General features: G+C 62.5%; 27 protein-coding genes and 1 pseudogene. 19 read left to right on the forward strand and 9 right to left on the reverse strand.

The features are described 5' to 3' along the window. Positions 1-28: 28 nt before the first annotated feature. The gene (locus AC07UK_RS01935; RefSeq protein WP_010810552.1) at positions 29-355 is read right to left on the reverse strand and encodes a hypothetical protein; all 327 of its coding nucleotides are present in this window, start codon (positions 353-355) and stop codon (positions 29-31) included. 272 nt (positions 356-627) lie between these two features. Here AC07UK_RS01935 and AC07UK_RS01940 point away from each other — a divergent pair, with 272 nt between their 5' ends. After that, a complete protein-coding gene (locus tag AC07UK_RS01940) occupies positions 628-903 on the forward strand; it encodes a hypothetical protein (RefSeq protein WP_494685343.1) in 276 nt (91 codons plus the stop codon). 1 nt (position 904) lies between these two features. Here the strand turns inward: AC07UK_RS01940 and AC07UK_RS01945 are convergent, their stop codons facing one another. From AC07UK_RS01945 to AC07UK_RS01955, 3 genes are all read right to left on the reverse strand, one after another. Beyond that, positions 905-1,321, reverse strand: a complete 417-nt coding sequence (locus AC07UK_RS01945) for a TraR/DksA family transcriptional regulator (RefSeq protein WP_494685342.1) — start codon at positions 1,319-1,321, stop codon at positions 905-907. A gap of 235 nt (positions 1,322-1,556) precedes the next feature. Further along, on the reverse strand, positions 1,557-1,889 hold the full coding sequence (locus tag AC07UK_RS01950) for a glycine zipper domain-containing protein (protein ID WP_436221973.1): 333 nt from the start codon (positions 1,887-1,889) through the stop codon (positions 1,557-1,559). A 310-nt stretch (positions 1,890-2,199) separates the two neighbouring features. After that, positions 2,200-2,778: an elongation factor P gene (locus AC07UK_RS01955; RefSeq protein WP_494685341.1), complete on the reverse strand. Its 579-nt coding sequence runs from the start codon at positions 2,776-2,778 to the stop codon at positions 2,200-2,202. Positions 2,779-3,105: 327 nt separating this feature from the next. Between AC07UK_RS01955 and AC07UK_RS01960 the strand changes: the two genes are divergently transcribed. From AC07UK_RS01960 to AC07UK_RS01990, 7 genes are read left to right on the forward strand one after another with little or no spacing between them, the layout of a single operon-like run. Further along, complete coding sequence (locus tag AC07UK_RS01960) at positions 3,106-3,381, forward strand: ribbon-helix-helix protein, CopG family (RefSeq protein WP_436221974.1); 276 nt, start codon at positions 3,106-3,108, stop codon at positions 3,379-3,381. A gap of 3 nt (positions 3,382-3,384) precedes the next feature. After that, positions 3,385-5,406, forward strand: a complete 2,022-nt coding sequence (hyfB, locus tag AC07UK_RS01965; RefSeq protein ID WP_494685340.1) for a hydrogenase 4 subunit B — start codon at positions 3,385-3,387, stop codon at positions 5,404-5,406. A gap of 10 nt (positions 5,407-5,416) precedes the next feature. Further along, positions 5,417-6,364, forward strand: a complete 948-nt coding sequence (locus tag AC07UK_RS01970) for a respiratory chain complex I subunit 1 family protein (RefSeq protein ID WP_010810545.1) — start codon at positions 5,417-5,419, stop codon at positions 6,362-6,364. Between the two features lie 18 nt (positions 6,365-6,382). Further along, positions 6,383-7,042, forward strand: a complete 660-nt coding sequence (locus AC07UK_RS01975; RefSeq protein ID WP_494685339.1) for a formate hydrogenlyase — start codon at positions 6,383-6,385, stop codon at positions 7,040-7,042. A gap of 1 nt (position 7,043) precedes the next feature. Then, positions 7,044-8,498 carry a hydrogenase 4 subunit F gene (locus AC07UK_RS01980; protein WP_436221977.1) on the forward strand — a complete coding sequence of 485 codons (1,455 nt, stop codon included), beginning with the start codon at positions 7,044-7,046 and terminating at the stop codon, positions 8,496-8,498. Positions 8,499-8,502: 4 nt separating this feature from the next. Beyond that, positions 8,503-10,053, forward strand: coding sequence for a hydrogenase large subunit (locus tag AC07UK_RS01985; protein ID WP_494685338.1), 1,551 nt, complete (start codon positions 8,503-8,505; stop codon positions 10,051-10,053). Further along, a complete protein-coding gene (locus tag AC07UK_RS01990; RefSeq protein ID WP_494685337.1) occupies positions 10,053-10,577 on the forward strand; it encodes an NADH-quinone oxidoreductase subunit B family protein in 525 nt (174 codons plus the stop codon). The genes AC07UK_RS01985 and AC07UK_RS01990 overlap by 1 nt, the downstream gene beginning before the upstream one ends. A gap of 63 nt (positions 10,578-10,640) precedes the next feature. Here the strand turns inward: AC07UK_RS01990 and AC07UK_RS01995 are convergent, their stop codons facing one another. After that, positions 10,641-10,844: a ribbon-helix-helix protein, CopG family gene (locus AC07UK_RS01995; RefSeq protein ID WP_010810540.1), complete on the reverse strand. Its 204-nt coding sequence runs from the start codon at positions 10,842-10,844 to the stop codon at positions 10,641-10,643. 146 nt (positions 10,845-10,990) lie between these two features. Between AC07UK_RS01995 and AC07UK_RS02000 the strand changes: the two genes are divergently transcribed. The 8 genes from AC07UK_RS02000 (at position 10,991) to AC07UK_RS02035 (ending at position 16,969) form a co-directional block, all read left to right on the forward strand. After that, entirely contained in the window at positions 10,991-11,263 is a 273-nt protein-coding gene (locus AC07UK_RS02000) for an HPr family phosphocarrier protein (protein WP_136227778.1), read from the forward strand. A 14-nt stretch (positions 11,264-11,277) separates the two neighbouring features. Further along, positions 11,278-12,108: a fused MFS/spermidine synthase gene (locus AC07UK_RS02005; RefSeq protein ID WP_439668004.1), complete on the forward strand. Its 831-nt coding sequence runs from the start codon at positions 11,278-11,280 to the stop codon at positions 12,106-12,108. Between the two features lie 41 nt (positions 12,109-12,149). After that, a complete protein-coding gene (locus AC07UK_RS02010; RefSeq protein WP_436221981.1) occupies positions 12,150-13,310 on the forward strand; it encodes a DUF1275 domain-containing transporter in 1,161 nt (386 codons plus the stop codon). A 97-nt stretch (positions 13,311-13,407) separates the two neighbouring features. Then, positions 13,408-13,572 carry a hypothetical protein gene (locus AC07UK_RS02015; protein ID WP_011615551.1) on the forward strand — a complete coding sequence of 55 codons (165 nt, stop codon included), beginning with the start codon at positions 13,408-13,410 and terminating at the stop codon, positions 13,570-13,572. 89 nt (positions 13,573-13,661) lie between these two features. Then, positions 13,662-14,009 (forward strand): YkgJ family cysteine cluster protein, encoded by a 348-nt coding sequence (locus AC07UK_RS02020; RefSeq protein WP_010810535.1) that lies wholly within the window; start codon positions 13,662-13,664, stop codon positions 14,007-14,009. Positions 14,010-14,192: 183 nt separating this feature from the next. After that, positions 14,193-14,846 carry an ArsR/SmtB family transcription factor gene (locus AC07UK_RS02025; protein WP_494685336.1) on the forward strand — a complete coding sequence of 218 codons (654 nt, stop codon included), beginning with the start codon at positions 14,193-14,195 and terminating at the stop codon, positions 14,844-14,846. 75 nt (positions 14,847-14,921) lie between these two features. Continuing rightward, the gene (locus tag AC07UK_RS02030; RefSeq protein ID WP_436221983.1) at positions 14,922-15,677 is read left to right on the forward strand and encodes an MBL fold metallo-hydrolase; all 756 of its coding nucleotides are present in this window, start codon (positions 14,922-14,924) and stop codon (positions 15,675-15,677) included. Beyond that, positions 15,674-16,969, forward strand: coding sequence for an MFS transporter (locus AC07UK_RS02035; RefSeq protein ID WP_494685335.1), 1,296 nt, complete (start codon positions 15,674-15,676; stop codon positions 16,967-16,969). Before AC07UK_RS02030 ends, AC07UK_RS02035 begins: the two co-directional genes overlap by 4 nt. A gap of 133 nt (positions 16,970-17,102) precedes the next feature. Here AC07UK_RS02035 and AC07UK_RS02040 read toward each other — a convergent pair whose 3' ends face one another. Both AC07UK_RS02040 and AC07UK_RS02045 read right to left on the reverse strand, forming a co-directional pair. Further along, positions 17,103-18,683 carry an isocitrate lyase gene (locus tag AC07UK_RS02040; RefSeq protein WP_010810531.1) on the reverse strand — a complete coding sequence of 527 codons (1,581 nt, stop codon included), beginning with the start codon at positions 18,681-18,683 and terminating at the stop codon, positions 17,103-17,105. Positions 18,684-19,107: 424 nt separating this feature from the next. Further along, positions 19,108-19,530, reverse strand: coding sequence for a helix-turn-helix domain-containing protein (locus AC07UK_RS02045; RefSeq protein WP_494685334.1), 423 nt, complete (start codon positions 19,528-19,530; stop codon positions 19,108-19,110). A 104-nt stretch (positions 19,531-19,634) separates the two neighbouring features. Between AC07UK_RS02045 and AC07UK_RS02050 the strand changes: the two are divergent. The 3 genes and pseudogenes from AC07UK_RS02050 to AC07UK_RS02060 form a co-directional block, all read left to right on the forward strand. Then, positions 19,635-19,964 (forward strand): annotated as a pseudogene (locus tag AC07UK_RS02050) (alpha/beta fold hydrolase); the annotation flags it as partial. Positions 19,965-20,008: 44 nt separating this feature from the next. Further along, positions 20,009-20,635: a cysteine hydrolase family protein gene (locus AC07UK_RS02055; protein ID WP_494685333.1), complete on the forward strand. Its 627-nt coding sequence runs from the start codon at positions 20,009-20,011 to the stop codon at positions 20,633-20,635. Between the two features lie 64 nt (positions 20,636-20,699). Continuing rightward, positions 20,700-21,395, forward strand: a complete 696-nt coding sequence (locus AC07UK_RS02060; RefSeq protein ID WP_494685332.1) for a dienelactone hydrolase family protein — start codon at positions 20,700-20,702, stop codon at positions 21,393-21,395. A gap of 243 nt (positions 21,396-21,638) precedes the next feature. Here AC07UK_RS02060 and AC07UK_RS02065 read toward each other — a convergent pair whose 3' ends face one another. Together AC07UK_RS02065 and AC07UK_RS02070 are read right to left on the reverse strand one after the other, a co-directional pair. Beyond that, positions 21,639-22,487, reverse strand: a complete 849-nt coding sequence (locus AC07UK_RS02065; RefSeq protein ID WP_436221990.1) for a class I SAM-dependent methyltransferase — start codon at positions 22,485-22,487, stop codon at positions 21,639-21,641. A 354-nt stretch (positions 22,488-22,841) separates the two neighbouring features. Continuing rightward, entirely contained in the window at positions 22,842-23,087 is a 246-nt protein-coding gene (locus tag AC07UK_RS02070) for a DUF1484 family protein (protein ID WP_436221991.1), read from the reverse strand. Positions 23,088-23,510: the final 423 nt, after the last annotated feature.

Genomic DNA, 23,510 nt, shown 5'->3' on the forward strand with positions numbered 1-23,510 from the left:
GCTGGTTGGACCGGGGCTGTCAGATTGATTAGTGCAGTTGGCGCTTCAGGTCAGCAAGTTCCGAATGCATCGAACTGACTGCATCCTTGACCTTTGCATCGAGACTGCCGGCCTGCTGGCAAGCGCGGTCTGCACGATCACCGATCCGTTCGAGATCATCGACCCACTGCCGGATCCGATCCTCATCCTTGGAAGACACGACCTTCGATGCCGATTTGCACTCCTTGTCGAGCTCATCCACCCAGTTCATCAAGTCTTGTGGAATCCCCGTATCGGCATGACAAGTCCGTGATGTCTCGCTGATGGTTTGCTGCAGATGACTAAAACGTTGCTGCATTTCACTGGCTTGCAACATGATGCCCCCTTCGTGAACATCAATCCACATGAATTCAGGCAGCAGATGATTGTGTGTTGCCTGTGCCATTGTCATTCGCCCGCATCAGTTGGCTGCCAATGAAGCTCCGTTGCGCAGCCTCGAAGCGCGCGAAGGGCACTTTTTCAGTCTAGGTCAAATTCAACCGCACGCTCCAATGTGATCCCCGGGGTTCCGCGGCATTACTAGGCATTAGCCGCGCCTCGCTATATCTTGAACTCAAGACAGTCCGGCGCTCGGGCTGAGCTACGGACATGCGTAAATTGCCGGAGGCTGACATGCTGGAAAAAAAGCGGTCTTACAAGGGATTCCACGTTGCCCTGTTCGTGCCGGAGGTGATTGAGCCAGGCAAGCCAGGCGGGCGAGTCCAGATCTCCACGCGCAATGAGGACATGGGCATCCGCTTTACGCCGGACTGGCCCCCGCCCGCAACGCTGCAGGAGGCAGAGGACTGGCTTTTTGCCTACGCCGCCGGGATCATCGATTGTGAACTGGCTGGCGGCTTCGGCATTGATCTCAGGAACGAGTAAGTCAGTCCGGCGACGAAAGATCTGCGGAAGCCGGTCGGCGCGTCTCCTGCGCCTGGCGGGGATGGCGGTGTTCGTGGAGATTCTGGCATGCCGTGCAGCGCGTGGCGGTCGGGTACGCTTGCAGGCGGGCGAAACGGATGGCCTGCTGGCAGTCAATACAGACGCCATACTGGCCGCTCCTCATCCGTGACCGGGCTGTTTCAATGTCAGCCAGTTGCATGCGATAGTGTTTCAGCATCGCGTCGCCCTGGCGCTGCACAGTCTTTTCGTCCGCCACTTCACCATCATCCAGGTGTTCACGTTGTGTTGGCGCCACAACAGGCGAATCCGCGGTTCCGGCGACGGCACGAATGCGCAACTCCTCAGCGTCCATTTGGGCCACCAACTTCGCCAACTCTTCCTTTGTCAGCCCTTCCATGACTGGCCTCCTGGGTAAACATCCTGCGGGTCGCACGTAAGCAGACCGTCCAGCGTAGCGCGTCTGGGCAATCGCACTTGGCGGGCACAGTTGTTGTATTGCCGCTCAGATGTGTCGCCACTTAGATCGAGGCTCCCGCAAGGGGCTGTAGCCATTTGCCGGCATGGCAAAAAGCACGTGCCCCTTGCGGGACCGGCACGGGTCACTGCCGTGCCGGTCCCTCAGTCACGAATACCTAACGGTGGCTGGCAGCCAGCGCGACGATAGCGCCTGTGGTAGCCGCGATGGCGGCCACGGTACCCATGCTTTGCCACGGATGCTCATGAACGTAGCGATCGGTCGTTGTCGCCCACTCGGAGACTTTGGCGCGGCTTTCTTCGCGCAGCGTAACGATGCGCTCCTGCAGCGCGCGCTGCCGGGCCTTGAGTGCATGGCGCTCAAGGCTGGTCCCTACGCCGGTTTCGGCTTTGACATCATGAAGAAGTGCCTGAACGTCGGCCATCAGCGTATCGACGTCGCGGGCCAATGCGTCCTTGCGCATAGAGAAATTAGATTGGATGTCGTTCATCTTGCCCTCCTGTTAGCGAAATCATCGCGGTGCGTCGCGCAGCACGATTGGCACTGTGTCAAATATAGGACTGGGCTGACAGCCCGGCATGACAAAGAGCAAAGAGCAAGCTACGACGAAGCCGTCCGGAAGGAGGCAAGAGGACCGTAGAACCAATGCGACGGAAGTATCGCCGCGCTTACGCCACGAAAGCCCTTTGTCGCTGAGGAGGGCTATCAGGTGCCGGATGCGGTACTGCCGACGCTGCCGCCCCCGTCCCGCCGGAACTGTACGCGGCGCTGCGCATGCAGGGAGTGGCGCGGCACCGGAGTCACGCCTTTCGCGTCCCTCGCCTTATCCGCTCCAAATATTTTCCTGAAGCGACCTCGATTCGCACCGTGTCCCCTTCCTTGACGAACTGAGGAACGAGAACTTCCATGCCGTTCTCCAGCGTGGCAGCCTTGAAGGTAGAGGATTCATGCTCGTGCAGGCCCGGCGGCGTGGACATGATGGTTACCTCGACCGCAGGGGGGAATGCGATGGTGACTGGCTCGCCCTCATAAAGCTGCACCGGGATTCGCATATTGGGACGAAGAAACTTCTGGTATGCGCCCATGGTTTCCGCAGGAAAACTGATCTGCTCGAAGGTGTCGGGATTCATGAAGAAAAAGGCGTCACCATCGGTGTACAGATATTCCATCTCCTGGTAATCAAGCGCGACCTCTTCGAGCTTGTTGCCCGGGTGTAACCGCAACTCCTTGATGTGACCAGTCTTAAGGCTCTTGAACTTGGCGAAAACTGCGCTCCCCTGTTGGCCGCCGCCGGCGTGGTACCCGGCGCTGGTAACGCTATGAAGTTCACCTTCAAGCATGATGACCATGCCCGACTTCAGTTCGGAAGCTTCGACCATTGGTGTCTCCGCGTGGGCGGCAGGATTTCGCCTTCAGCCTAGCACCGCAGCGCCCCTTCAACCAAGGGCCGGCGGCGACAGCGGTACGCGGAACGAGAAACTCGATGGCGCTGACCGCATTGGGAGAATTGCGCACCGGCGACAGCGGGATGCTGCAGCGCCGCATGCACTAGGCTGACAGCAGGAAACGCCAGCGACGAATGTGCGACGCCGTCTTGCCCTGGTTGCAGCGAGTAAAGGAATGGCAGCGTCCAGGCCTTTGGATTCGCATGGCCATCATCTATGATGTGATTCATGTAATCATCGTATTGCCATCTTGAGGCTCCCATGGAGCAAAAGACCGCTCGGCTTACGTTGCTCATCGATCCCAACAAGAAGGCCGCCTTCGAGCGCCTTTGCGCACAACAGGATCTGACTGCCTCGCAGGTGATACGGCGGCTTATCCGCGACTACCTCGCCCAGCATGGCGTCCAGTACGTGCCCAGCGGCGTGGACACGGACAAGGCGGAAGCCAAGGGCAAAGAGAGGCCACCGGTCGGCGCGTCGTCGCGGCGCGACGCGGCACCTCCTGCCAAGCGCCGTGCGACCCGTCGCGGAGCCTGATCCATGAGCAGCGTGCCCCCTCTCACGCAATGGCTCCATCTCGACTGGATGCTTGTTGTGGTTGGGGCCTGGCTGCTTATCGGCGTGGCAGGGGTCCTGGCGCTGCATCGGTTTGCCCTGGTATCCCACGTGCTGTTCCCCATCGGGGGACTGCTAGGGCTTGCGCTGTTCAGCCTGGCGCTGCACGCTGTGTCCGGCACGCCCGAGGCAGCCGTGCTGCCCATTGGCCTGCCATCGCTGCCGTTTCACGTCCGGCTCGACAGCCTGTCCGCCTACTTCCTGATGGTAATGGGGGGAGCGGCGGCTGGCATCTCCACGTTTGCGGCTGGCTACTTCCGCACGGGCGAAGGTACACCGCCAGGCCTGCTTTGTCTTGAATACCACCTGTTTCTTGCCAGCATGGCCGGGGTGATCCTGGCCGACGACGCCTACTCGTTCATGGTGATGTGGGAAACCATGGCCCTGGCTTCATTCTTCCTGGTGACCGCCAACCACCGCATCGCCGAAGTGCGCGCCGCCGGCTATCTCTACATCACGATGGCGCGCATCGGGGCGATTGCGATTCTGCTGTGCTTTGGCGTGCTGCAGGCCAATACCGGCGACTATACGTTTGCCAACATGCGCGCCCAGGCGCTGACGCCGTTCTGGGCCTCCGCCGGTTTCCTGCTCGCGTTGTTCGGATTCGGCGCCAAGGCCGGCATCCTGCCTCTGCACATCTGGCTGCCGGAGGCGCATCCGGCCGCGCCGTCACCGGTATCGGCAATGATGAGCGGCGTCATGCTCAACACTGCCATCTACGGCCTGTTGCGCGTATCTTTCGACCTGCTGCCGATGCGCCTGTGGTGGTGGGGCGGATTGCTGCTGGCGATTGGATTAGCCACCGCGCTGTTCGGCGTGGTCTTCGCAGCTGTTCAGACCGACATGAAGCGGCTGCTGGCTTATTCGTCGATCGAGAACATGGGCCTGCTCTTCGTTGCCATGGGGCTGACACTGCTGTTCTCGGCCTACGGCATGAAGCCGATGGCCGCCCTCGCCCTGACGGCCGCGCTCTACCATGTCGCCAGCCATGCATTCTTCAAAAGCCTGCTTTTTCTGGGAACCGGTAGCGTGCTGCATGCCACCACCGAGAGAAGCCTGGGCAAGCTAGGCGGACTGATTCGCTACATGCCATGGGTGGGCTGGCTGACACTGCTGGGCGTGCTGGCCAGCGCCGGGCTGCCGCCGCTTGGCGGTTTCGTCTCGGAGTGGCTGCTGCTGCAGAGCTTCCTGTTCACGCCTGGTCTGCCGGAACCGATACTGACCATGCTGATCCCGGTGGTCGCCGCGCTGATTGCGCTGGTGGCGGCACTGGCCGGTTACACCATGGTCAAGTTCTTCGGCGTGATCTTCCTCGGCCAGCCCCGTGAGCCCAGACTGGCCAACGCGCACGACGCCGGCCGTTGGGAGCGCGCGGGCATGCTGTGGCTGGCGCTGGGCTGCATCGCGCTTGGCCTGCTGCCGACGCAATTCGTCCAGTTGATCGATCCGGTGACGCAGCAACTGGTGGCGAGCGGACTCGGCGCCCGGACCGCGGCCAGCAGCTGGCTGCTGGCGCCGAACGGCCTGGCCCAGGCCAGCTACGGGCCGGTTATTTTCCTGTCAGGCATCCTGGCCAGCGTCGCGCTCGCCTACCTGCTGGTGCGCCGCTTCTACCACGGTCGGCTTCGCCGCAGCCCGCCCTGGGCTTGCGGCTTTCCCTGGGGCACCGCGCGCATGCAGGACACTGCCGAGGGGTTCGGGCAGCCGATCCGCCAGATCTTTGAACCGTTTTTCCTGATGCGCCGCGACCTGCCGACGCCATTCGATGAGCAGCCGCACTACCAGGTCACAGTGGCGGATCATTTTTGGCGCTGGATGTATGTCCCCGTGATCGATCTGGCGTCGTACCTGGCCCGGCTGATCGGCCTGATGCAACAGGGACGCATCTCGGTTTACCTGCTGTACAGCTTCCTGACCCTGGCCGCCACGCTGCTGGCCGTGATGTGAAGAGGGCCGCATGAACCTGACCGGGATCCTGTCACAGCTGCTTGAGATCGTGATCTCGATAGCGCTGGCGCCGCTGCTGACCGGCTGGGTCAATCAGTGGCGCGCCTGGCTGCAGAACAAGTCGGCACCCAGCCTCTGGCAGCCCTATCGCATGCTGCACAAGCTGTTCAACAAGGACTCGGTGGTCGCGGACAATGCCTCGCCGCTGTTCCGCGCCACGCCTTATGTGGTGTTCGGCTGCATGGCGCTGGCTTGCTCGATCGTCCCGACCGTGTCCACCGATCTGCCACTGGCACCGGCCGCCGACGCGATTGCCCTGGTCGGCCTGTTCGCGCTGGCGCGGGTTTTCATCTCGCTGGCGGCGATGGACGTCGGCACCGCTTTCGGGACCCTGGGAGCGCGGCGCGAGATGCTGATCGGCTTCCTGGCGGAACCGGCGCTGCTGATGGTGCTGTTCTCCGCCTCGCTGGTCTCCAAGTCGACCTCGCTCACCACCATCGTCGAGACGATTGCTCACCGGGACCTGGCCATCTATCCCGGCCTGGCGTTTGCCGGCGTGGCGTTCACCATGGTATCCCTGGCCGAGAACGCCCGCATACCGGTCGACAATCCCGCCACCCACCTCGAGCTGACGATGATCCACGAGGCGCTGATCCTGGAATATTCGGGGCGGCATCTGGCCCTCCTTGAGTGGGCGGCAAGCCTGAAGCTGTTCGCCTATTCCTGCATCGGCCTGGCGCTGTTTTTCCCATGGGGCGTTGCTGAAGCGCAAGCTCCCCTGGCCATGCTGCTGGCGCTGCCCGCGCTGCTGTTCAAGCTCATGGTGGGCGGGATCCTGCTGGCGGCGCTGGAGACGGCGAGCGCCAAGATGCGCATCTTCCGCGTGCCGGAGTTCCTGGCCACCGCCTTTCTGCTGGCGGTGATCGGCATGCTGGTCCACTTGCTGCTGGCACGCTGAACCCCGGAGGCCAGGCCAGTGACCGCACTCCTCACCCAGTTTGTCAACCTGCTCGGCGCGGTGCTGTTGATCCTCGCCTTCGCCATGATCTCGCAACGACGGATCCTGTCGCTGATCAACTTGTTCACGCTGCAGGGTGCGACCCTGGCCTTGGCCACGGCTGTCGTCGGCTACGTGACGGGCCAGCCGCACCTTTACCTGTCGGCCGGCCTGACCGTAATCCTCAAGGCGTTGCTCATCCCTTATCTGCTGCACCGCGTGATCGATCGTCTCCGGATCCGCAGGGACGTCGAGACGCTGATCAACATTCCCACCACGATGCTGATCGGCATCCTGGTCGTGATCTTCGCCTTCAACCTCACCATGCCGATCTCGCGGCTGTCGCTGAAGCTCGCCAGCGGCACGCTGGGCATCGCGCTGGCCTGCGTGCTGCTGTCCTTCCTGATGATGATCACGCGCTCCAAGGCGGTGCCGCAGGTCATCGGCTTCCTGGCGATGGAGAACGGCCTCTTCTTTGCGGCCACCGCCGCGACCTATGGCATGCCGATGGTGGTCGAGCTGGGCATCGCACTGGATGTGCTGATCGGCGTGCTGATCCTGGGCGTGTTCATGTTCCAGATCCGCGAGCAGTTCGACAGCCTGGACATCCGTCACCTTGAGAAGCTGAAGGAGGATTGAGTTGACCGCGCTGGCCTTTCTGCTTGGATTTCCGCTTGCCGGCGGGCTGGTGCTGGCGCTGACGGGACATCGCGAGCGCGCACGCGACATCAATGTCGCCTTCAGCCTGGGCACATTCCTCGCCGCCTGCGTGCTGACGGCGCAAATCGTCGCCGATGGTCCCATGCTGGCATGGGACCGGGAGTTCTACATCGATGCCCTGAACGTCTTCCTGGTTGCGCTGACCGCGTTCGTGGGGCTGACCACCTCGATTTTTTCGCGGCCGTACATGCGGGTGGAGTACGACCACGGCAAGATGACGCCGCCGCGGCTGCGTCTGTACCACAGCATGTACCAGCTCTTCACCTTCACCATGCTGCTGGCGCTGACGACCAACAATATGGGCATCGTGTGGGTTGCGATGGAGGCCGCCACGCTGACCACGGTGCTGCTGGTCAGCGTCTACCGCACCGCCGCGAGCCTCGAGGCCGCCTGGAAGTACTTCATCCTGTGCGGGGTGGGGATTGCCCAGGCGCTGTTCGGTACGGTGCTGCTGTACATGGCCGCCGAGCAGGTCATCGGCCCGGAGGGCGGGGCCCTGCTGTGGACCAACCTGGACGCGGTCAAGCGCCAGCTCGATCCCAACATCATCACGCTGGCATTTGCCTTCCTGTTTATCGGCTATGGCACCAAGGTAGGCCTGGTCCCACTGCACAACTGGCTGCCCGATGCCCACGCCGAGGGGCCAACCCCGGTATCCGCCGTGCTCTCCGGCCTGCTGCTCAATGTGGCGCTCTATGCCGTGCTGCGCTGCAAGGTGCTGACCGATGCGGCGCTGGGCAACCATCTGACCGGCCGCCTGATGATGGGGTTCGGCCTGCTATCGGTGGTCGCGGCTGTCTTCTTCCTGATCCGGCAGCGCGACATCAAGCGCATGTTCGCGTATTCGTCCATCGAGCACATGGGCATGATGACCTTCGCCTTCGGCATGGGCGGGCCGATCGCCAGCTATGCCGGCCTGCTGCACATGACGGTGCATTCGCTGGTCAAGTCAGCAATCTTCTTCGCCGTCGGCCACGCCGCGCAGAAGGCGGGCACGCAAGTCATGGACGATATTCGCGGGTTGATCCGTGTCAGTCCCACGGTCGGCTGGGGCCTGATGGTAGGAGTGCTCGCCATCCTGGGCATGCCCCCGTTCGGGGTCTTTGCCAGCGAGTTCCTGATCGTCACCACCGCCATGCGCGAACAGCCGTGGGCCACGCCCTTCCTGCTGTTGGCACTCGGGTTGGCGTTCGCCGCGGTGTTCAGCCGGGTGCAGCCGATGGTCTTCGGCGACACCACGCTCATGCCGCTGGCGCATCCGCCAGCGCTGGTCCCGGTGTTCACGCACCTCGCCCTGGGGCTGATGCTGGGCCTCTATATTCCGCCCTATCTCGACACCTGGTACCGGCAGGCAGCCGCAATGCTTGGGAGCTGAACCGATGACACTGTCCGATCCCGGCCTCAACCTGGAGCGGTTGCCCTCGCCGCTGCCAGTCTGGCATGGCCGGGTCGATCCAGACGGCTGGTCGGCCACGGCCCGCGCGGTGGCAGACGCTGGCGGGCGCCTCGTTGCGCTGTGGGGCGTTGATCGGAGTGCCATCGGCGGTGCGTTGACGGCATGCGTCACATACGCCACGCCGCGGGGGTTGATGTGGCTCGAACTGCGGCTGGATGGCATCGCGCCCGCCGTGCCGGACCTGGCCGGCGTATTCCCATGCGCGGGCCGGATGCAGCGTGCCATGACCGACCTGGTGGGTATCCCCGTGCAGGGCAGCCGCGATGGCCGGCCCTGGCTGGACCACGGCCTGTGGCCGGCAGGGGCGCGGCCGCTGCAAGGCGGCGCGCAGGTGGAAGCTGCCAAGGCCGGCAAACTGCCCGCTGACTATCCTTTCGTGCGCGTGGAGGGCGACGGCGTGCACGAGATCGCGGTCGGGCCGGTGCATGCCGGCATCATCGAACCCGGCCACTTCCGCTTTTCGGTGGTCGGCGAGAAGGTGCTGCGGCTAGAGGAACACCTGGGCTACACCCACAAGGGCATCGAGCGGCGTTTCACCGAACTGGCGCCGCCCGAGGGCTACCGGTTGGCCGGCCGGGTCTCGGGCGATTCCACCGTGGCCTATGCCTGGGCCTATTGCATGGCGCTGGAGTCCGCCTGGCGCTGCGCGCCTCCACCGCGGGCAGACTGGCTGCGCGCCCTGATGCTCGAGCGTGAGCGGGTGGCCAATCATCTGGGTGACCTGGGGGCACTGGGCAATGACGCAGGACTGGCCTTCGGCCTGGCGCAATTCTCGCGCCTGCGCGAAGACTGGCAGCGGTTGTCCGCAGAGGCTTTCGGTCACCGGCTGATGATGGACGCCGTGGTACCGGGCGGCGTTGCGCAAGACCTGGCACCAGCCATGGCTGAGCGCCTGGAACAGCAGTGCGACCACATCGAGCGGGAAGTACGCGTGCTGCGTGCGGTGTACGACGAACATGCTGGCCTGCAGGACCGATTTCTTGGAGCAGGCTGCGTCACGCCGCAGCTTGCCGCCCAGCTTGGGCTTACCGGCCTGGCCGGACGTGCCAGCGGTTGCGCCGCGGACCTGCGCTGCGACCATGCCTGGCGGCCCTACGATAGCGTCGCCGTGAAGATGGCCACGCACCGCGGCGGCGATGTCGCCGCCCGGGTGGCGGTGCGATTCGATGAGGTGCTGGAGTCGCTGCGACTGATCCGTGCCATCTGTGCAGGCCTGCCGGAGGGTGCCACGCGAATCGTTCCGCAAGCGCCCGCCGGCGCCGCCATCGGGGTCGGATGGGTGGAGGGCTGGCGTGGCGAAGTCCTGGTCGCGCTCGACCTTGCCGATGACAGCCGCATTCTGCGCTGCCATTGCCACGACCCGTCGTGGCAGAACTGGCCGGTGCTGGAACATGCCATCATCGGGAACATCGTGCCGGACTTTCCGCTGATCAACAAATCCTTCAACCTCAGCTATTCGGGGCACGATCTCTGATGTGGAAAATCCTCAGGCAGATCGCACATACCGGCATCGTTACTGAGCCTGCTCCGCGCGGCGCGGCGGACGAGGCCGCCTCCGTCCAGCGCATCCACCGGGAGCTGCTCGACATTCTCGGGCAGGCGCTGACGATCCGGCAGGTCGACGCCGGCTCCTGCAATGGCTGCGAACTGGAAATCCACGCACTCGGCAATCCTTACTACAACATCGAAGGCCTGGGCATCAAGTTCGTCGCAAGCCCGCGCCATGCCGACATGCTCCTGGTGACGGGACCCGTTTCGCGTCATATGGAGGAGGCCCTGCTGCGCACCTATGCGGCAACCCCGGAGCCGAAACTGGTGGTGGCGGTAGGCGACTGTGGCTGTACTGGCGGGATCTTCGGGGAGAGCTATGCGAGCTGCGGCCGCGTCGCCAATGTCATCCCGGTAGACATAACGGTGCCGGGCTGTCCACCGCCGCCGATAGAGATCCTGCGCGCAATACTAAGCGCCGTCCGGCAGACCGGTGCCACAAGACGCTAGTGATCCGGCCCTGGCAACAGCGGTGTGCACCTGAGCGTGGGCACCGGCTGGCCCCTTCCTGCATCACCCGCGTTCCTTCGCCACTGACCTTGGCGCTCCGAGCGTCGGCCGGGTGGCGTAGTCCACCTCGTACTGCTGCAAATAGTCGCGAATCATCTGGCGAACGACTTGGGATGGCGTCTGGTCCTGGGCGGCGCAGAGCGCCTCAAAGGCCTTTTTCTTCTCCGGATCGATCAATACGGTCAGGCGGGCGGTCTTGGATTCCATGCGTCTAACAATGTCATCATATAATAATGGCATTATAATAATATACATCTCCAAGATGCGCCGGCATGCCTTAGTAGATGCTGGCAGGGCGCGCGGTCCCGCGCAAACGAGTCTTCAGGGGGCACAACTTTTTGATGAGGGGCGCAGTGGTAGAAGTGACGATAGCGGTAACTGCCGGGAATGCATTTCAAGGGCGGAATTCCGCACGGCTGGCTTTCACGGCCAATCAATTTGAGTGCGAGATCCTGCTCACCAGTGGCCCCTGGGTTGCAAACGCCAAGCGCGTGATGGAGGTCATGCGCCTGTCCGCCCGGGTGGGAACGCACATCCGCATCCAGGCGGACGGAGCGGACGAAGCCGCCGCTGTCGTCACCATCGCGGCATTGTTGCGGGGAGAGGCGCTTCCCAAGGCGCTTTGATGGAATCCTGAGCTATGCATGCCGACCGCACCTCGTTCGACGCCTACCTGAAGTTCCTTGCCGAGGCGAGCCACGACGGTACGCCCAAGGTGTTGGAAACCCAGCACGCCCTGTCCCTGCATTTCGACGCGCTCGCGACCCAGAGCTTCATGTCGCGCAAGGATCCCGACAAGCTCGTGCTGGGCTATACCCGGACGATGATGGGATTCCTGCTGTTGCACCCAGTCCCGGCCAGGATCTCAATGATCGGCCTGGGTGGCGGTTCGCTTGCCAAGTACTGCTACCGGCATCTGCCCAACACCAAGATCGTGGCAATTGAAATTAATCCGGCGGTCATCGCCCTGCGCGAGCAATTCCAGATCCCGCCGGACGACGAACGACTTGAGGTGGTTTGCGCAGATGGCGCCGACTATGTTGCGAACCAGGATGCGCGACCGGACGTGATCCTGGTGGACGGGTTTCTGGCCGATGGCATGCCGGTGCAGCTGGGGACGGCAGACTTCTATGCCGCCTGTCATGCCCGCCTGGCCGATACCGGCGTGCTGGTCGCGAATTTTCTCGAAAGCGATCCCGATATCCCGCTTTACCTGGAGGAAGTCAGCACCGCGTTCGGCCAGTCGATGTCGATTTCTCTTTCCGAAGACAGTTCCAACTACACGCTGTTTGCCTGGAAAGGGGCGCACAAGCTGCCCTCCCTGGACGCGCTGATTGCACGAGCGCGCATCCTGGAAACCGCGCATTCGCTAAGCCTGACCGCGGCCGCTCGCCGCCTGAAACGCGGCGAGCGCCTTGCGTCGGATCGTGCGGCCTGGCCGAAGCTGGCAAGACCGCAGGTCCGGTATTGACACCGCCCCTCCCCCGCGCAAGCCTCCTTACCAACGCAACCATGCCTATCCTGTACTTGCGCAAGCTGACTGGGAAGGAGCGCAGTCCCGGCAGCAATCGGCAACTGGCCTGCTACCTGGCGTTTGTGGCCGGAGCAACCAACGCAGGCGGCTTCCTGGCCGTGCAGCAGTACACCTCGCACATGTCGGGCGTTGTGTCCGCCATGGCCGACAACCTGGCGCTTGGCAGTTTCTGGCTGATGTTGGACGGCCTTGGGGCCTTGCTGTCGTTCCTGGCGGGCGCCGCCTGCTCAGCGGTACTGATCAACTGGGCCCGGCGCGAGCGACTGCATAGCGAATACGCATTGCCGCTCATGCTGGAAGCCTTGTTGTTGGTGTGTTTTGGCCTGCTAGGCAGCAATCTCGAGCACCACGAATGGTTGTTCGTGCCGGCAACAGTCATGGTGCTCTGTTTCATCATGGGCTTGCAAAATGCCATGGTCACCAAGCTGTCGAATGCCGAGATCCGCACCACGCACGTGACCGGCATGGTCACCGACATCGGTATCGAACTGGGCAAGCTGTTCTATTGGAACCTGTCCAGGGCCGATTCGAGCAAGCCGCCGGTGCTCGCCAATCGGCATAAGCTACAGGTACTCATCACACTCGTCGTATTGTTCTTTGCCGGCGGCGTCATTGGCGCCCTGGGGTTCAAGCACGTCGGGTTCAGCGCCACGCTTGCGCTGGCAACCCTGTTGCTTGCCCTCGCTGCGGTTCCGGTGCTGGACGATGTGCGTCTGCATTTGTGGCGCCGGGATCTTCTGGCTCATTTGATCGCACGTTCCCGGCGTTGGGCTCGCGCAGTCAAGGAAGATGTGCACGCCGTCTGGCTGGCCGCTCAAGATCCCCGCACGCCATGGTATGCGAAAGCACTGGCCTTGCCAGTCGCCGCCTATGCCTTATCGCCCATTGACCTGTTTCCCGATTTCATTCCGGTGCTCGGCTATCTGGATGACGTGGTGGTGGTGCCGCTGGGCTTGTTGCTGGCAATACGGTGGATTCCGGTCGAGGTAATGCGCCAGCATCGCGCGGCGGCCGCGGCATCCGCCCACCGCCCCGTCAGCCACGTTGCGGCGCTGGTGATCGTGACGCTCTGGGCCGTTGCAGCGGTGTCGGCAATGATCTGGCTTGTGCAGCATCTGTCTGGGCGGGGAGGCACATGAAACGGCGGCCCGATCAGGCGCGGCCATCGGCCAGTCCCACAGCAAGGTCCCGGTCTGAGCTGACGACACGGCTCGATGGCTTCGTAGAGGGAAAGAGATGAGCGACGAACAGTATCACCGTGCCGTGGACCTGATCCACTTGCTCTATGCAGCACTGGCCGGCCTGATGACGCCCGGCGGCGGCGAGGAAGCCCGTGAGCTGGCCGAGAGCGCTATGCAAGAGGCGTCGGAATTCCTCAGACTACCGCCGGGGGCACGTTAGTTGAACTAGATCGCGGCGCACAGTTGGGTTGAATGTAGCGCGCATCCTACCTCGGCCAGCTCCTGACCGACTTTCTGATAACCGCACCAATGAATAGTCAAAAGATCAGATTTCTTCGCTCACGAATTCCCACATTTGAGTGCACCCCTGGATGTCATGACTGTTGTGGTCCTGTGACAACCTCAACGGAAGAAATGTCGAGGCTTCCCGTCAAAAGCGATGCCGAGCACGAAACTGCGCTGGCAAACCTGAGTTGCCCTCACCTTGATACCAAGGGATGCAGCGTGTATTCGGAGCGCCCGTTGATTTGTCGCTTGTTTGGAACGACCCCAAGGCTTGCCTGCCCGAACGGAAACCGGCCGGTCAGAATGATCGATCCGGAGATTGAACAAGAGATTCAGCGCTTCTTTCTAGAGACACGTCACGTGCTGGTCTGACTGAGGCATGAGGCTACGGGTGGCAGGCAACAACGCGACGCCAGGCGATTCGCTATCATAACGCCCCCTTGCGCAGGGGAGCCAACGCTGGCAGCCGGCAATGCCGCTGTCAAACATCCTCCCGAGAGAAGCTCCTTCCACACAGAGCTTGCCAATCATTCTAACGTTCCATAGAATGAAAAAATGAGAACGTTAAAGAACCACCTGTACGAGCAGGTCGCGCGCATCGGGAAAGCCGTAGCCAGCCCGAAACGTCTGGAGCTTATCGAGCTTATGTGCCAGGGTGAGAAAACCGTCGAGGTTCTGGCCGCCCAGGCAGAAATCAGCGTGAAGCTCGCCAGCGCTCATCTCAAGGAGCTGCGCCAGGCTCGTCTCGTCGAGACCCGCAAGGATGGGAAGTACGTCCAGTACCGTCTGGCCAGCACCAGCGTGGCCGACCTCTGGGTAACGCTTCGTTCAGCGGCCGAGGAGCGGCTAGTGGAATTGCAGGTGGCCCTGGCGTCAATCATCGAGCATGGCGACGACCTCGAAGGATTCGACCGTGCTGCCATCTTGAAGAAGGCCAGGGCCGGAGAAGTGCTGGTTCTCGATGTGCGCCCAGCAGAGGAGTTCGCCACGGCCCACTTGCCGCATGCTCGCTCCCTGCCGCTCGACGAACTCAGGAAGCGGCTTGCCGAGCTGCCCAAAGACATGCCCGTTGTCGCGTACTGCCGGGGCCCCTTCTGCCTGATGGCCAAGGACGCTGTCGAGCTCCTGCGCAAGAAGGGCTATCGCGCCTTCCACCTGACTGATGGCGTGGCCGAGTGGCGCGCTCACGGGCTGCCCATCGAGGAATAGGGTAAAGGAGACGCATGTCATGGCACGGAAAGCGCGGGCCGACTAGGCGCCAGTGTCCAGACACAGGAAACCGTCATGTTCTTCCGCCAACGTCCCACTGAAAACGCCACCCTTTCCTATTTCTTTGGATGTGCCGGCGTCGGCAAGGCTGTTGCCGTCGACATTGTGGCCGGCGACGAGGACTGGTTCATCTCCGAGGCGAGAAAGGCGGGCGTGGTGATAGCCCATGTCATCGACACTCATGTGCATGCCGACCATTACTCTGGCGGGCTCGCGCTGGCGCGTCGGGTCGGTGCACCGTACTACCTGCATGAGAGCAACAAGGCGCGGGTTTCATTCGACTTCACGCCGCTGCACGATGGGCAGCGACTGGAGGCAGGCAATGTGCTGCTCGACGTGCTGCACACTCCTGGCCACACACCCGACAGCGTGTGCCTGCTGGTGCGCGACTTGCGCCGGGGCGACGAGCCCTGGTTCGTCATCACCGGAGACACACTGTTCGTGGGAGCCGTCGGCCGGCCGGACCTGGCCGGGAGAGAACGCGAAATGGCCGCCCAACTGCACGATAGCTTGCATCGCAAGCTGTTGAATCTCCCTGCCGAGCTTGAGATTTATCCTGGACATCAAGCCGGCAGCGCCTGCGGCGCAGGCCTTTCTGGCAAGCCTGCATCGACCATCGGGTTCGAGAAACGCTTCAACCCGATGCTCGCAATGTCGCGCGATGCCTTTGTCGATGCGGTGGTTGCCGACATCCCGCAGCAACCGGAGAACATGGCTCGCATCATAGAGGTCAATCTGCGTGGCATTAAGCCCGAAGGTGCGCGCGATTGAAGCCGCTCTCGATTGACTTCGGCATACGTGCCAATCTTGGCCAGATTCTGCAGCAACTGCTGCAGGTGCTGTTCGTAGGCATGACCATTGGCATGATGCGCAACGTTGTACCGGCGCTCGCCGAGACCGAGTTCGGCGTGCCACGTGGGTCGTTCATGCTACTGGTGGCCTTCGTCGTGGCATTCGGCTTCGTCAAGGGTGCTATGAACTTCGTTGCGGGTCGCCTGGCGGAGCACATCGGCCGCAAACGAGTGCTGCTCATCGGATGGCTTGTAGCGCTACCGATTCCGCTGCTTATCTACTTCGCGCCATCGTGGAACTGGATTGTCCTGGCAACTACCTTGCTCGGTGTGAATCAGGGCCTGACCTGGTCAATGACCCAGACGGCCAAGCTCGACATTACGCGAGCCGACCAGCGCGGCCTGGTTATCGGGCTGAACGAATTCTCTGGCTACGTGGGTGTCGCCGTGGCAGGAGTGGTCACGGGCTATGCGGCTTCCATCTTGGGTCCGCGCGAAGGATTGCTGTGGTTCGGCGCTGTCGTCATTGGGCTGGCGACATTGCTCGCCTGGCTGGTGGTGATGGAGACGCTGCCCTGGGCCCGGGCTGAGGTCAAACGCCACACCGCCGGCACATCCGCGACAGTGCTTCACCCACGCTACCCGCCGGGCGTAAGCGAGCAACCATCGAGCAGCGAGATGTTCGTCCTGATGAGTTGGCGCGACCGTCGAATGGCCGCGCTCTGCCAGGCCGGGCTAGTGGAGAAGTTCGTTGACGCGCTGGTTTGGGCCTTGTTTCCCATCTACCTGCACCAGCAGGGAGTGAGCCTGCCCGGTATTGGCTGGATAGTGGGTGTCTACGGCTTTACCTGGGGCGGCGCCCAGCTATTCACCGGTAGATTCTCGGACAAGGTCGGCCGTCAGCGCCTCAATGTCGGGGGTATGTGGGTGTGTGGCGCTGGCGTGGCCCTGCTGCCGCTAGGCAGCGGCTCGGTTTGGTGGAGCACCTCGGCCGCCGTGACCGGGCTGGGCATGGCGATGTTGTACCCCAATCTGAGCGCTGCGGTAGCCGACATCGCACACCCCAGTTGGCGGGCGTCCGCCATTGGCATCTACCGCTTCTGGCGCGACCTCGGGTATGGCATCGGCGCGCTCTGCCTGGGCGCAGCTGCAGCGCTCGGTGGCCGCGTCGAGAGCGCATTCTGGTTCGTCGCCATCGCGATGGGACTGTCTGGCCTTGTACTGTATCACTGGGGAGAGGAGACGCATCCGCGTCTCAACCCAGCACGCTAATTTCAAGCCACACGTACAGCTTCTGCATGGAAGCGTACAAGAATATGTTTGATGAGAACCCCGCGAGCGATCTCGCCGGACAAAAGAACGCCAACCCGTATGGGTTGGCGTTTTGCTTGGGGTATTACTGGTATCAGAACTGGTTCATGGTGTTGTCTTTACCCGCCGCTTTCAGGGCCGCTTCGCCGCTGAAATACTCCTTGTGGTCGTCGCCGATGTCCGAGCCGGACATGTTCTGGTGCTTGACGCAGGCGATGCCCTGACGGATTTCCTTGCGCTGCACGCCAGCCACATAACCCAGCATGCCCTGGTCGCCGAAGTATTCCTTGGCCAGGTTGTCGGTCGACAGTGCGGCGGTGTGGTAGGTCGGCAGCGTAATCAGGTGGTGGAAGATACCTGCTTCGCGCGACGCGTCGGCCTGGAAGGTCCGGATCTTTTCGTCAGCGAGCTTCGCCAGTTCGGTCTGATCGTATTCCACGCTCATCAGCTGGGCGCGGTCATATGCCGACACATCCTTGCCCGCGGCCTTCATCGCGTCATACGCCTGCTGGCGGAAGTTCAGGGTCCAGTTGAACGACGGGCTGTTGTTGTACACCAGCTTGGCGTTCGGGATGACCTTGCGAATCTCGCTGACCATGCCGCCGATCTGGGCGATATGGGGCTTTTCGGTTTCGATCCACAGCAGGTCAGCGCCGTTTTGCAGTGCGGTGACGCAATCCAGTACGCAACGCGCTTCGCCCGTGCCGGCGCGGAACTGGAACAGGTTGCTAGGCAGGCGCTTGGGACGCAGCAGCTTGCCGTCGCGCTTGATGATGACGTCACCATTGCCCAGTTGGTCGGCCGACAACTCCTCGCAATCGAGGAAGGAATTGTACTGGTCGCCCAGGTCGCCCGGCGTGTTGGTCACGGCGATCTGCTTGGTCAGCCCGGCGCCCAGCGAATCGGTACGGGCCACGATGATGCCGTCGTCCACGCCCAGTTCCAGGAAGGCGTAGCGGATGGCGCGGATCTTGGCCAGGAAGTCTTCATGCGGCACGGTGACCTTGCCATCCTGGTGGCCGCACTGCTTCTCGTCGGACACCTGGTTTTCGATCTGAATGCAGCATGCGCCCGCTTCGATGAACTGCTTGGCCAGCAGGTACGTTGCTTCGGCGTTGCCGAAACCCGCGTCGATGTCCGCGATGATGGGCACGACGTGGGTGACGTGGTTGTCGATCTTCGCCTGGATGGCGGCCTTGGCAGGGCCTTGGGCAGCGTCCAGCTCGCGGAACAGGCCGCCCAGTTCACGGGCGTCGGCCTGGCGCAGGAAGGTGTACAGCTCGCGGATCAGCGCGCTGACGGAGGTTTTTTCGTGCATCGACTGGTCCGGCAGCGGGCCGAACTCAGAGCGCAGCGCGGCCACCATCCAGCCGGACAGGTAAAGGTAGCGACGCTCGGTGCTGTTGAAGTGCTTCTTGATGGAGATCATCTTCTGCTGCCCGATGAAGCCGTGCCAGCAGCCCAGCGACTGGGTGTACTTCGACGAGTCGGCATCGTAGGCGGCCATGTCGGCGCGCATGATCTTGGCAGTGTACTTGGCGATGTCCAGGCCAGTTTTGAACTTGTTCTGGGCACGCATGCGGGCGGCATACTCGGGATTGATGGCATTCCACGCGCTGCCGTGGTTCTCTTTCAAACCGGCAACTGCCTTGATGTCGTCTTGATACTGGGCCATGGGAATTTCCTAAGAAGAAAGCGCGTTTGAAAAAATAGTTGAGTGTGCTGGCGGATGTCGAGGCGAGCAGCGTGGGTTCATTGTAGGGCGTTCTTGATGCGTCGCGGCAAGGTCTTATATAAGACATAAGAGTTGATTTTTCCTTATTTTTCAAGGAGATAGACATCAAATTCCGCAATGTGGAAAGCATTTTCAAGGAACGAAAGATAGCGCCGGGGGAAACCCGGAGCAAATTTCACAATGTGAAACGCTCTTTCAGTTGCCGGAGGCAGGCCGAGCACGGATGGGATGGTCGTCAGAAACCGGCCAGAGTCGGTCAACAAAAATGGGATCGGGCTACCACCGCGATCCGGCCATCCAGTGGTTTTTGCGCACGCAGGTCTTCGAGATTTTCTTCGAGTAGGCACCCAGGCCGGGCATCGGCCTAGTGTGGCGCCTGCATGCCGAGATGCGACGCGCGCAGCGTCTGGCTGGGCAGCACGCCGAACAGCCGGCGGTACTGCATGGCGAACCGGCCGATGTCCCAGACCCCGAAGCGCATACAGATGCTCGTGACCGTCTCGCCTGCCTTGGCAGGCTTCAGCGCCTGGCCCGCGTGGTGCAAGCGGTGGAGCACCAGATACCGGTGGGGGCTGATGCCGACGTACCGGTTGAACACGTTGCGAATGGTACGTTCTGAGGCACTGGTAGCTGCGCACAGATCTTCAAGCAGGATGGGCGTGTGCCGCGCCGCTGCCAGCAAGTCCATGGCCTGGCTCAGGATGCGCCGGTGCCAAGCTTGGGCGCCCTGCTTGCGCTGACCCAGCGCCTGCTCTTCATCGATGATCGCCAGCCTGCCCAACTGCATCACCCGGCTGGCGAGCAGACCGCACGCAGCGAACTCCTCCGGCTCGCGTTCAACACCCTGCTGCCGCTAGCCGCGCGTAGCACCGACACTGCCAGGCACCAGAAGGCTACAACCGCGATGGCGCTAAGGTCTCGGAAGGCGTAAAGGACAACTGGTGGCGACAGGGCATGATGGGCGGGGTCAAGGCCCAATACGATTGCATCAAGGCGTTCTCGGAAACTGACTTCACCGAAGACCTGAAGGCGATCGACGTGCCGGTGCTGGTCATGCACGGCGACGACGACCAGATCGTGCCCATCGGGGCCTCGGCGCTGTTGAGCGAGGAGCTGCTGCGCAATGGCACCCTGAAGGCCTACAAGGGCCTGGCGCATGGCATGTGCACGACCCATCCGGATCTCATCAACAACGATCTGCTGGCGTTCGTGCAACGCTGACCAGTGTCGCAGAGGCACGATTGCCAGTGCCAGGGAGGACGATCATGACAGGCCCCGCCTACACCGGCGAGTCCACCGGGCTTCTGCTGGTGGATCCGTACAACGATTTCCTGAGCGAGGGCGGCAAGCTGAACGGCCTGGCCAAGCCGGTGGCGGACAAACTCGGGACGCTGGCAAATCTGCGTGCAGTGACCAGCGCGGCGCGTTCGCGCGGCATGCAGGTGTTCTACGTGCCGCACCATCGCGCCCGTCCGGACGAGCATCTCGGCTGGCAGCACGCCAGCCCCTACCAGCTCGGTGCCAGCCGCGCGCAGGTCTTTGCCGAAGGCACCTGGGGCGGGGACTGGCATCCTGATTTCCGCCCCATGGCCGGCGACGTGATTGTCCATGAGCACTGGGGCGGCAGCGGCTTCGCCAACACGGACCTGGATTTCCAGCTCAAGCAGCACGGCATCCGGCAGGTCATCCTGGTGGGCTTGCTGGCGAACACCTGCATCGAAGCCACGGGGCGGTTCGCGGCGGAACTTGGCTACCATGTGACCCTGGTGCGGGACGCGACCGCGGCATTCTCGCCGGAAGCCTTGCATGCCGCGCATGAGATCAACGGGCCCACGTTCGCGCATGCCATCGTGACCACCGCCGAATTGCTCGCCGCGCTGGGCGTGCGCTGACAGGGAATTGCGCTACATTGACGGCTGCCCGCATGGGCAAAACCCCCGCATAACAGGAGGCATCATGGGCGAGTACACATCGATCGACGTTGCGGACGGCAACTTCCGGGCCTACCTTGCCAGGCCGACATCCGCGGCAAGCGGCAAGGCCATTGTGGTGATCCAGGAGATCTTCGGTATCAACGACGACATGCGCGCCACCTGCGATCATTTCGCGCAACACGGTTTCACCGCCATCTGCCCGGATCTCTACTGGCGCCAGCAGCCGAACGTCGAACTCACCGACAAGAGCGATGCGGAATGGCAGAAGGCCCTGGCGCTCTACCAGGCCTTCGATGTCGATGCGGGCGTGGGCGACCTGGATGCGACCATCCAGTTCACGCGGCAGCTGGACGGCATTGCCGGCGGCGTGGGCACGGTCGGCTACTGCCTTGGCGGACTGCTGGCATTCCTGACCGCAGTCCGCACCAATGCCGAAGCGGCTGTCTCCTACTACGGCGTCGGCATCGACAAGCATCTCGGCGAGGCCGCGACGTTCACCACGCCGCTGCTGATGCATATCGCCGAGGAAGATGAATTCGTGCCGCCGGAAGCGCGGGCGCGGATCGTCGCGGCGCTGTCGGACAAGCCCAATGTCGAGATACACACGTATCCCGGCTGCATGCACGCCTTCGCGCGAAACCAGGGCGTCCACTATGTCGCCGACGCCGCCGAACGGGCCAATGCCCGGACGCTTTCATTCTTCCAGGCAATGCCATAGCCTGCGCCGCAACCACGCTCCGTCCGGCGGGACCGGGGACGGCGTCTAGCCGAAGTCGAGCCAGTCCTACCGCCGTCGATCCTACCGAGTAGACGCGGATGCGAGCCGGCAAGGCAGGTTTGTCCCGTTGCGGCAAAGATCCCGGGGACGGCGCCGTTGCGGTCCCGTTCCGGTTGTACCGTGTCGCGCATGAGGCGACGCGATTAGGCCCGTAGGCGACCTTCAGTCTCCAACGGGCGAAAACTATCTTGGCTTGGCGCCTGACCCGATGATGAGTTCAAGCTCGGTCTTGAAGCCTTCACCGACGTCGAACTGCTTAAGGCATTCATAAACCTCGTTCCAGGCCCTCAATCTCGCCGCGCCGTCGAGGTCCGCTACCACAGCCCGGTATGCCCCGGCGGCTTCCTGCATCAGTTGCAGAGCATCGGACGCGTTCGGCAAGACGAGCTGCGCTCGAACGTGCTGTGTTTTCACATCGCCAAGACCGCTGTCGTTCATCAGGCGTTCCATCACGCCATCGCCTCCCAGTGCGAAGATTCCAGGTTGTCCGGGCGCGGGAGGAGACTTGCCCGCGTGGCGTAGAAGGATCGCCATCGGCTGGGCCATAAAGGGATTGTTGGCCGGCGTCGTGAAGACTAGCGCCGCGAAACGCGCGCCAGGCTTGAGTGCGCGTCGGACAGATTCCAATGCCTCGCCAGGTGACGGGAAAAGCATCAACCCCAATCGGCACATCGCCGCGTCGAACGGCGCCAGTGTCTCGTCCAATTCGTCTGCTGCGCATTCCAGCGTTTCGATATTCTGAAGACCCGCACGAGCGGCATTTTGGCGGACATGCTCCAGCATGGTGCCCGATATATCACTGGCGACCACTTCGCCGCCGGCACCCACTCGCATCGCTGCCTGGATGCTCTGGCTGCCGGCACCGCAGGCAAGATCGAGAACGCGCATGCCCGGCCGGATACCGGCCATATCGATGAGCGTGTCCGTGGCGCCCGAAAGAGTGGTTGCGAACACATGCTCCCACGTCGCCCAGCCGGGGGCTGCCGACTCCCACGTATTGCGAAGATTGGATTTCACGCTGCTGTCGGTCATCTGGAGACTCCCTCAGGACGCCGCCTGTACAGGAGCATTGTAGTGCGCAAGCGATGCGTGTGGGCCCCGTCATCCAACGCCCGTAAGGTTGGCGGCTTCCACGCGGAAGGCTTATCTGCGCACATTTGGAGGCTGTGCGAGTGAGTGACCGCCTTCCTGAACGAATCCAACATGGCCTATGACCGAAACCGGGGCCGCAGCCGACGTCTGAACGCCGACCGACGGTATGAGTGAATGACGCTTCATGGCCGGAGTCGGTCAGCCGCGTTGCAAACAGACCCACTGTTGTTCGCGAATATCCAGAGGGAAAGACCGCAGCCGAAGCTGCAGCCTTCCATCCGGCCAGCGCATTTCTCATGCAGCGGCAACATCAGAAGCCAACTCACTCGTCCGGAGAAGCTCCTCCGCAGTCTGATCCAGCTGCGCTTTGAGCATCGCCACCAGACAATGCACGCCGTGGCACACCTCTGACCGTTCGCTTTCAACCTCCAGCAGGGACAGGACGCAGCCCAGGCCGGCGCTGACGCGTCCAAGCGAGTACAGGCAGTCTGGAATGGCGGCCAGGATGAAGTCTTGTTTCGATGCGGTTTGGTCTTGCATAGCGAGCTCCTAGGGAAGGTTGAAGGACCCGCCTGATGCACTCAGTTGGAGGGTGGCGGGCCTGACAGCGGGGGTAGCAATACCGGTAACCCAGAGGAAAAACCCGGCCAGCCTTATGGCTGCCCCGCCCGGCCCGCCATGAAATGGCGTGTGACGCGGAACGAGACCGTTTGAAACGGCACCCCTCTAAGGTTATTCGGGTTGCTACGCCCGGTCGCCGTGTTTCGGCGACGGGTCTAGTGTTGCCGGCCCTAATGTCTGTGGCGATAAGAGGATTCGCAATCGTCCCGATGGTTCTTCGTCAGCACTAGACATCGGCACGCGTATTTCATGCTGTACGATGGTCATTGAATTGGCATCCGCCATAGTTTCTACACCGCTGTTGCAAGAGGCGCGCTTCAGCGGCGAACAGGACATATTCGT

This window comes from Cupriavidus sp. GW821-FHT07C08 (assembly GCF_059419025.1).

Excerpts from the sequence above, each read along its gene's own strand:
- AC07UK_RS02025 (WP_494685336.1), top strand. The coding sequence starts at position 14,193 with ATGAGAACGTTAAAGAACCACCTGTACGAGCAGGTCGCGCGCATCGGG.
- AC07UK_RS02045 (WP_494685334.1), bottom strand. The coding sequence starts at position 19,530 with ATGCAGTTGGGCAGGCTGGCGATCATCGATGAAGAGCAGGCGCTGGGT.
- AC07UK_RS02065 (WP_436221990.1), bottom strand. The coding sequence starts at position 22,487 with ATGACCGACAGCAGCGTGAAATCCAATCTTCGCAATACGTGGGAGTCG.
- AC07UK_RS02010 (WP_436221981.1), top strand. The coding sequence starts at position 12,150 with ATGCCTATCCTGTACTTGCGCAAGCTGACTGGGAAGGAGCGCAGTCCC.
- AC07UK_RS02060 (WP_494685332.1), top strand. The coding sequence starts at position 20,700 with ATGGGCGAGTACACATCGATCGACGTTGCGGACGGCAACTTCCGGGCC.
- AC07UK_RS01970 (WP_010810545.1), top strand. The coding sequence starts at position 5,417 with ATGAACCTGACCGGGATCCTGTCACAGCTGCTTGAGATCGTGATCTCG.
- AC07UK_RS01995 (WP_010810540.1), bottom strand. The coding sequence starts at position 10,844 with ATGGAATCCAAGACCGCCCGCCTGACCGTATTGATCGATCCGGAGAAG.
- AC07UK_RS02055 (WP_494685333.1), top strand. The coding sequence starts at position 20,009 with ATGACAGGCCCCGCCTACACCGGCGAGTCCACCGGGCTTCTGCTGGTG.
- AC07UK_RS01935 (WP_010810552.1), bottom strand. The coding sequence starts at position 355 with ATGTTGCAAGCCAGTGAAATGCAGCAACGTTTTAGTCATCTGCAGCAA.
- AC07UK_RS01960 (WP_436221974.1), top strand. The coding sequence starts at position 3,106 with ATGGAGCAAAAGACCGCTCGGCTTACGTTGCTCATCGATCCCAACAAG.
- AC07UK_RS02030 (WP_436221983.1), top strand. The coding sequence starts at position 14,922 with ATGTTCTTCCGCCAACGTCCCACTGAAAACGCCACCCTTTCCTATTTC.
- AC07UK_RS02070 (WP_436221991.1), bottom strand. The coding sequence starts at position 23,087 with ATGCAAGACCAAACCGCATCGAAACAAGACTTCATCCTGGCCGCCATT.
- AC07UK_RS01940 (WP_494685343.1), top strand. The coding sequence starts at position 628 with ATGCGTAAATTGCCGGAGGCTGACATGCTGGAAAAAAAGCGGTCTTAC.
- AC07UK_RS01955 (WP_494685341.1), bottom strand. The coding sequence starts at position 2,778 with ATGGTCGAAGCTTCCGAACTGAAGTCGGGCATGGTCATCATGCTTGAA.
- AC07UK_RS02020 (WP_010810535.1), top strand. The coding sequence starts at position 13,662 with ATGAATAGTCAAAAGATCAGATTTCTTCGCTCACGAATTCCCACATTT.
- AC07UK_RS01950 (WP_436221973.1), bottom strand. The coding sequence starts at position 1,889 with ATGAACGACATCCAATCTAATTTCTCTATGCGCAAGGACGCATTGGCC.
- AC07UK_RS02015 (WP_011615551.1), top strand. The coding sequence starts at position 13,408 with ATGAGCGACGAACAGTATCACCGTGCCGTGGACCTGATCCACTTGCTC.
- AC07UK_RS02040 (WP_010810531.1), bottom strand. The coding sequence starts at position 18,683 with ATGGCCCAGTATCAAGACGACATCAAGGCAGTTGCCGGTTTGAAAGAG.
- AC07UK_RS01985 (WP_494685338.1), top strand. The coding sequence starts at position 8,503 with ATGACACTGTCCGATCCCGGCCTCAACCTGGAGCGGTTGCCCTCGCCG.
- hyfB (WP_494685340.1), top strand. The coding sequence starts at position 3,385 with ATGAGCAGCGTGCCCCCTCTCACGCAATGGCTCCATCTCGACTGGATG.
- AC07UK_RS01945 (WP_494685342.1), bottom strand. The coding sequence starts at position 1,321 with ATGGAAGGGCTGACAAAGGAAGAGTTGGCGAAGTTGGTGGCCCAAATG.
- AC07UK_RS02005 (WP_439668004.1), top strand. The coding sequence starts at position 11,278 with ATGCATGCCGACCGCACCTCGTTCGACGCCTACCTGAAGTTCCTTGCC.
- AC07UK_RS01990 (WP_494685337.1), top strand. The coding sequence starts at position 10,053 with ATGTGGAAAATCCTCAGGCAGATCGCACATACCGGCATCGTTACTGAG.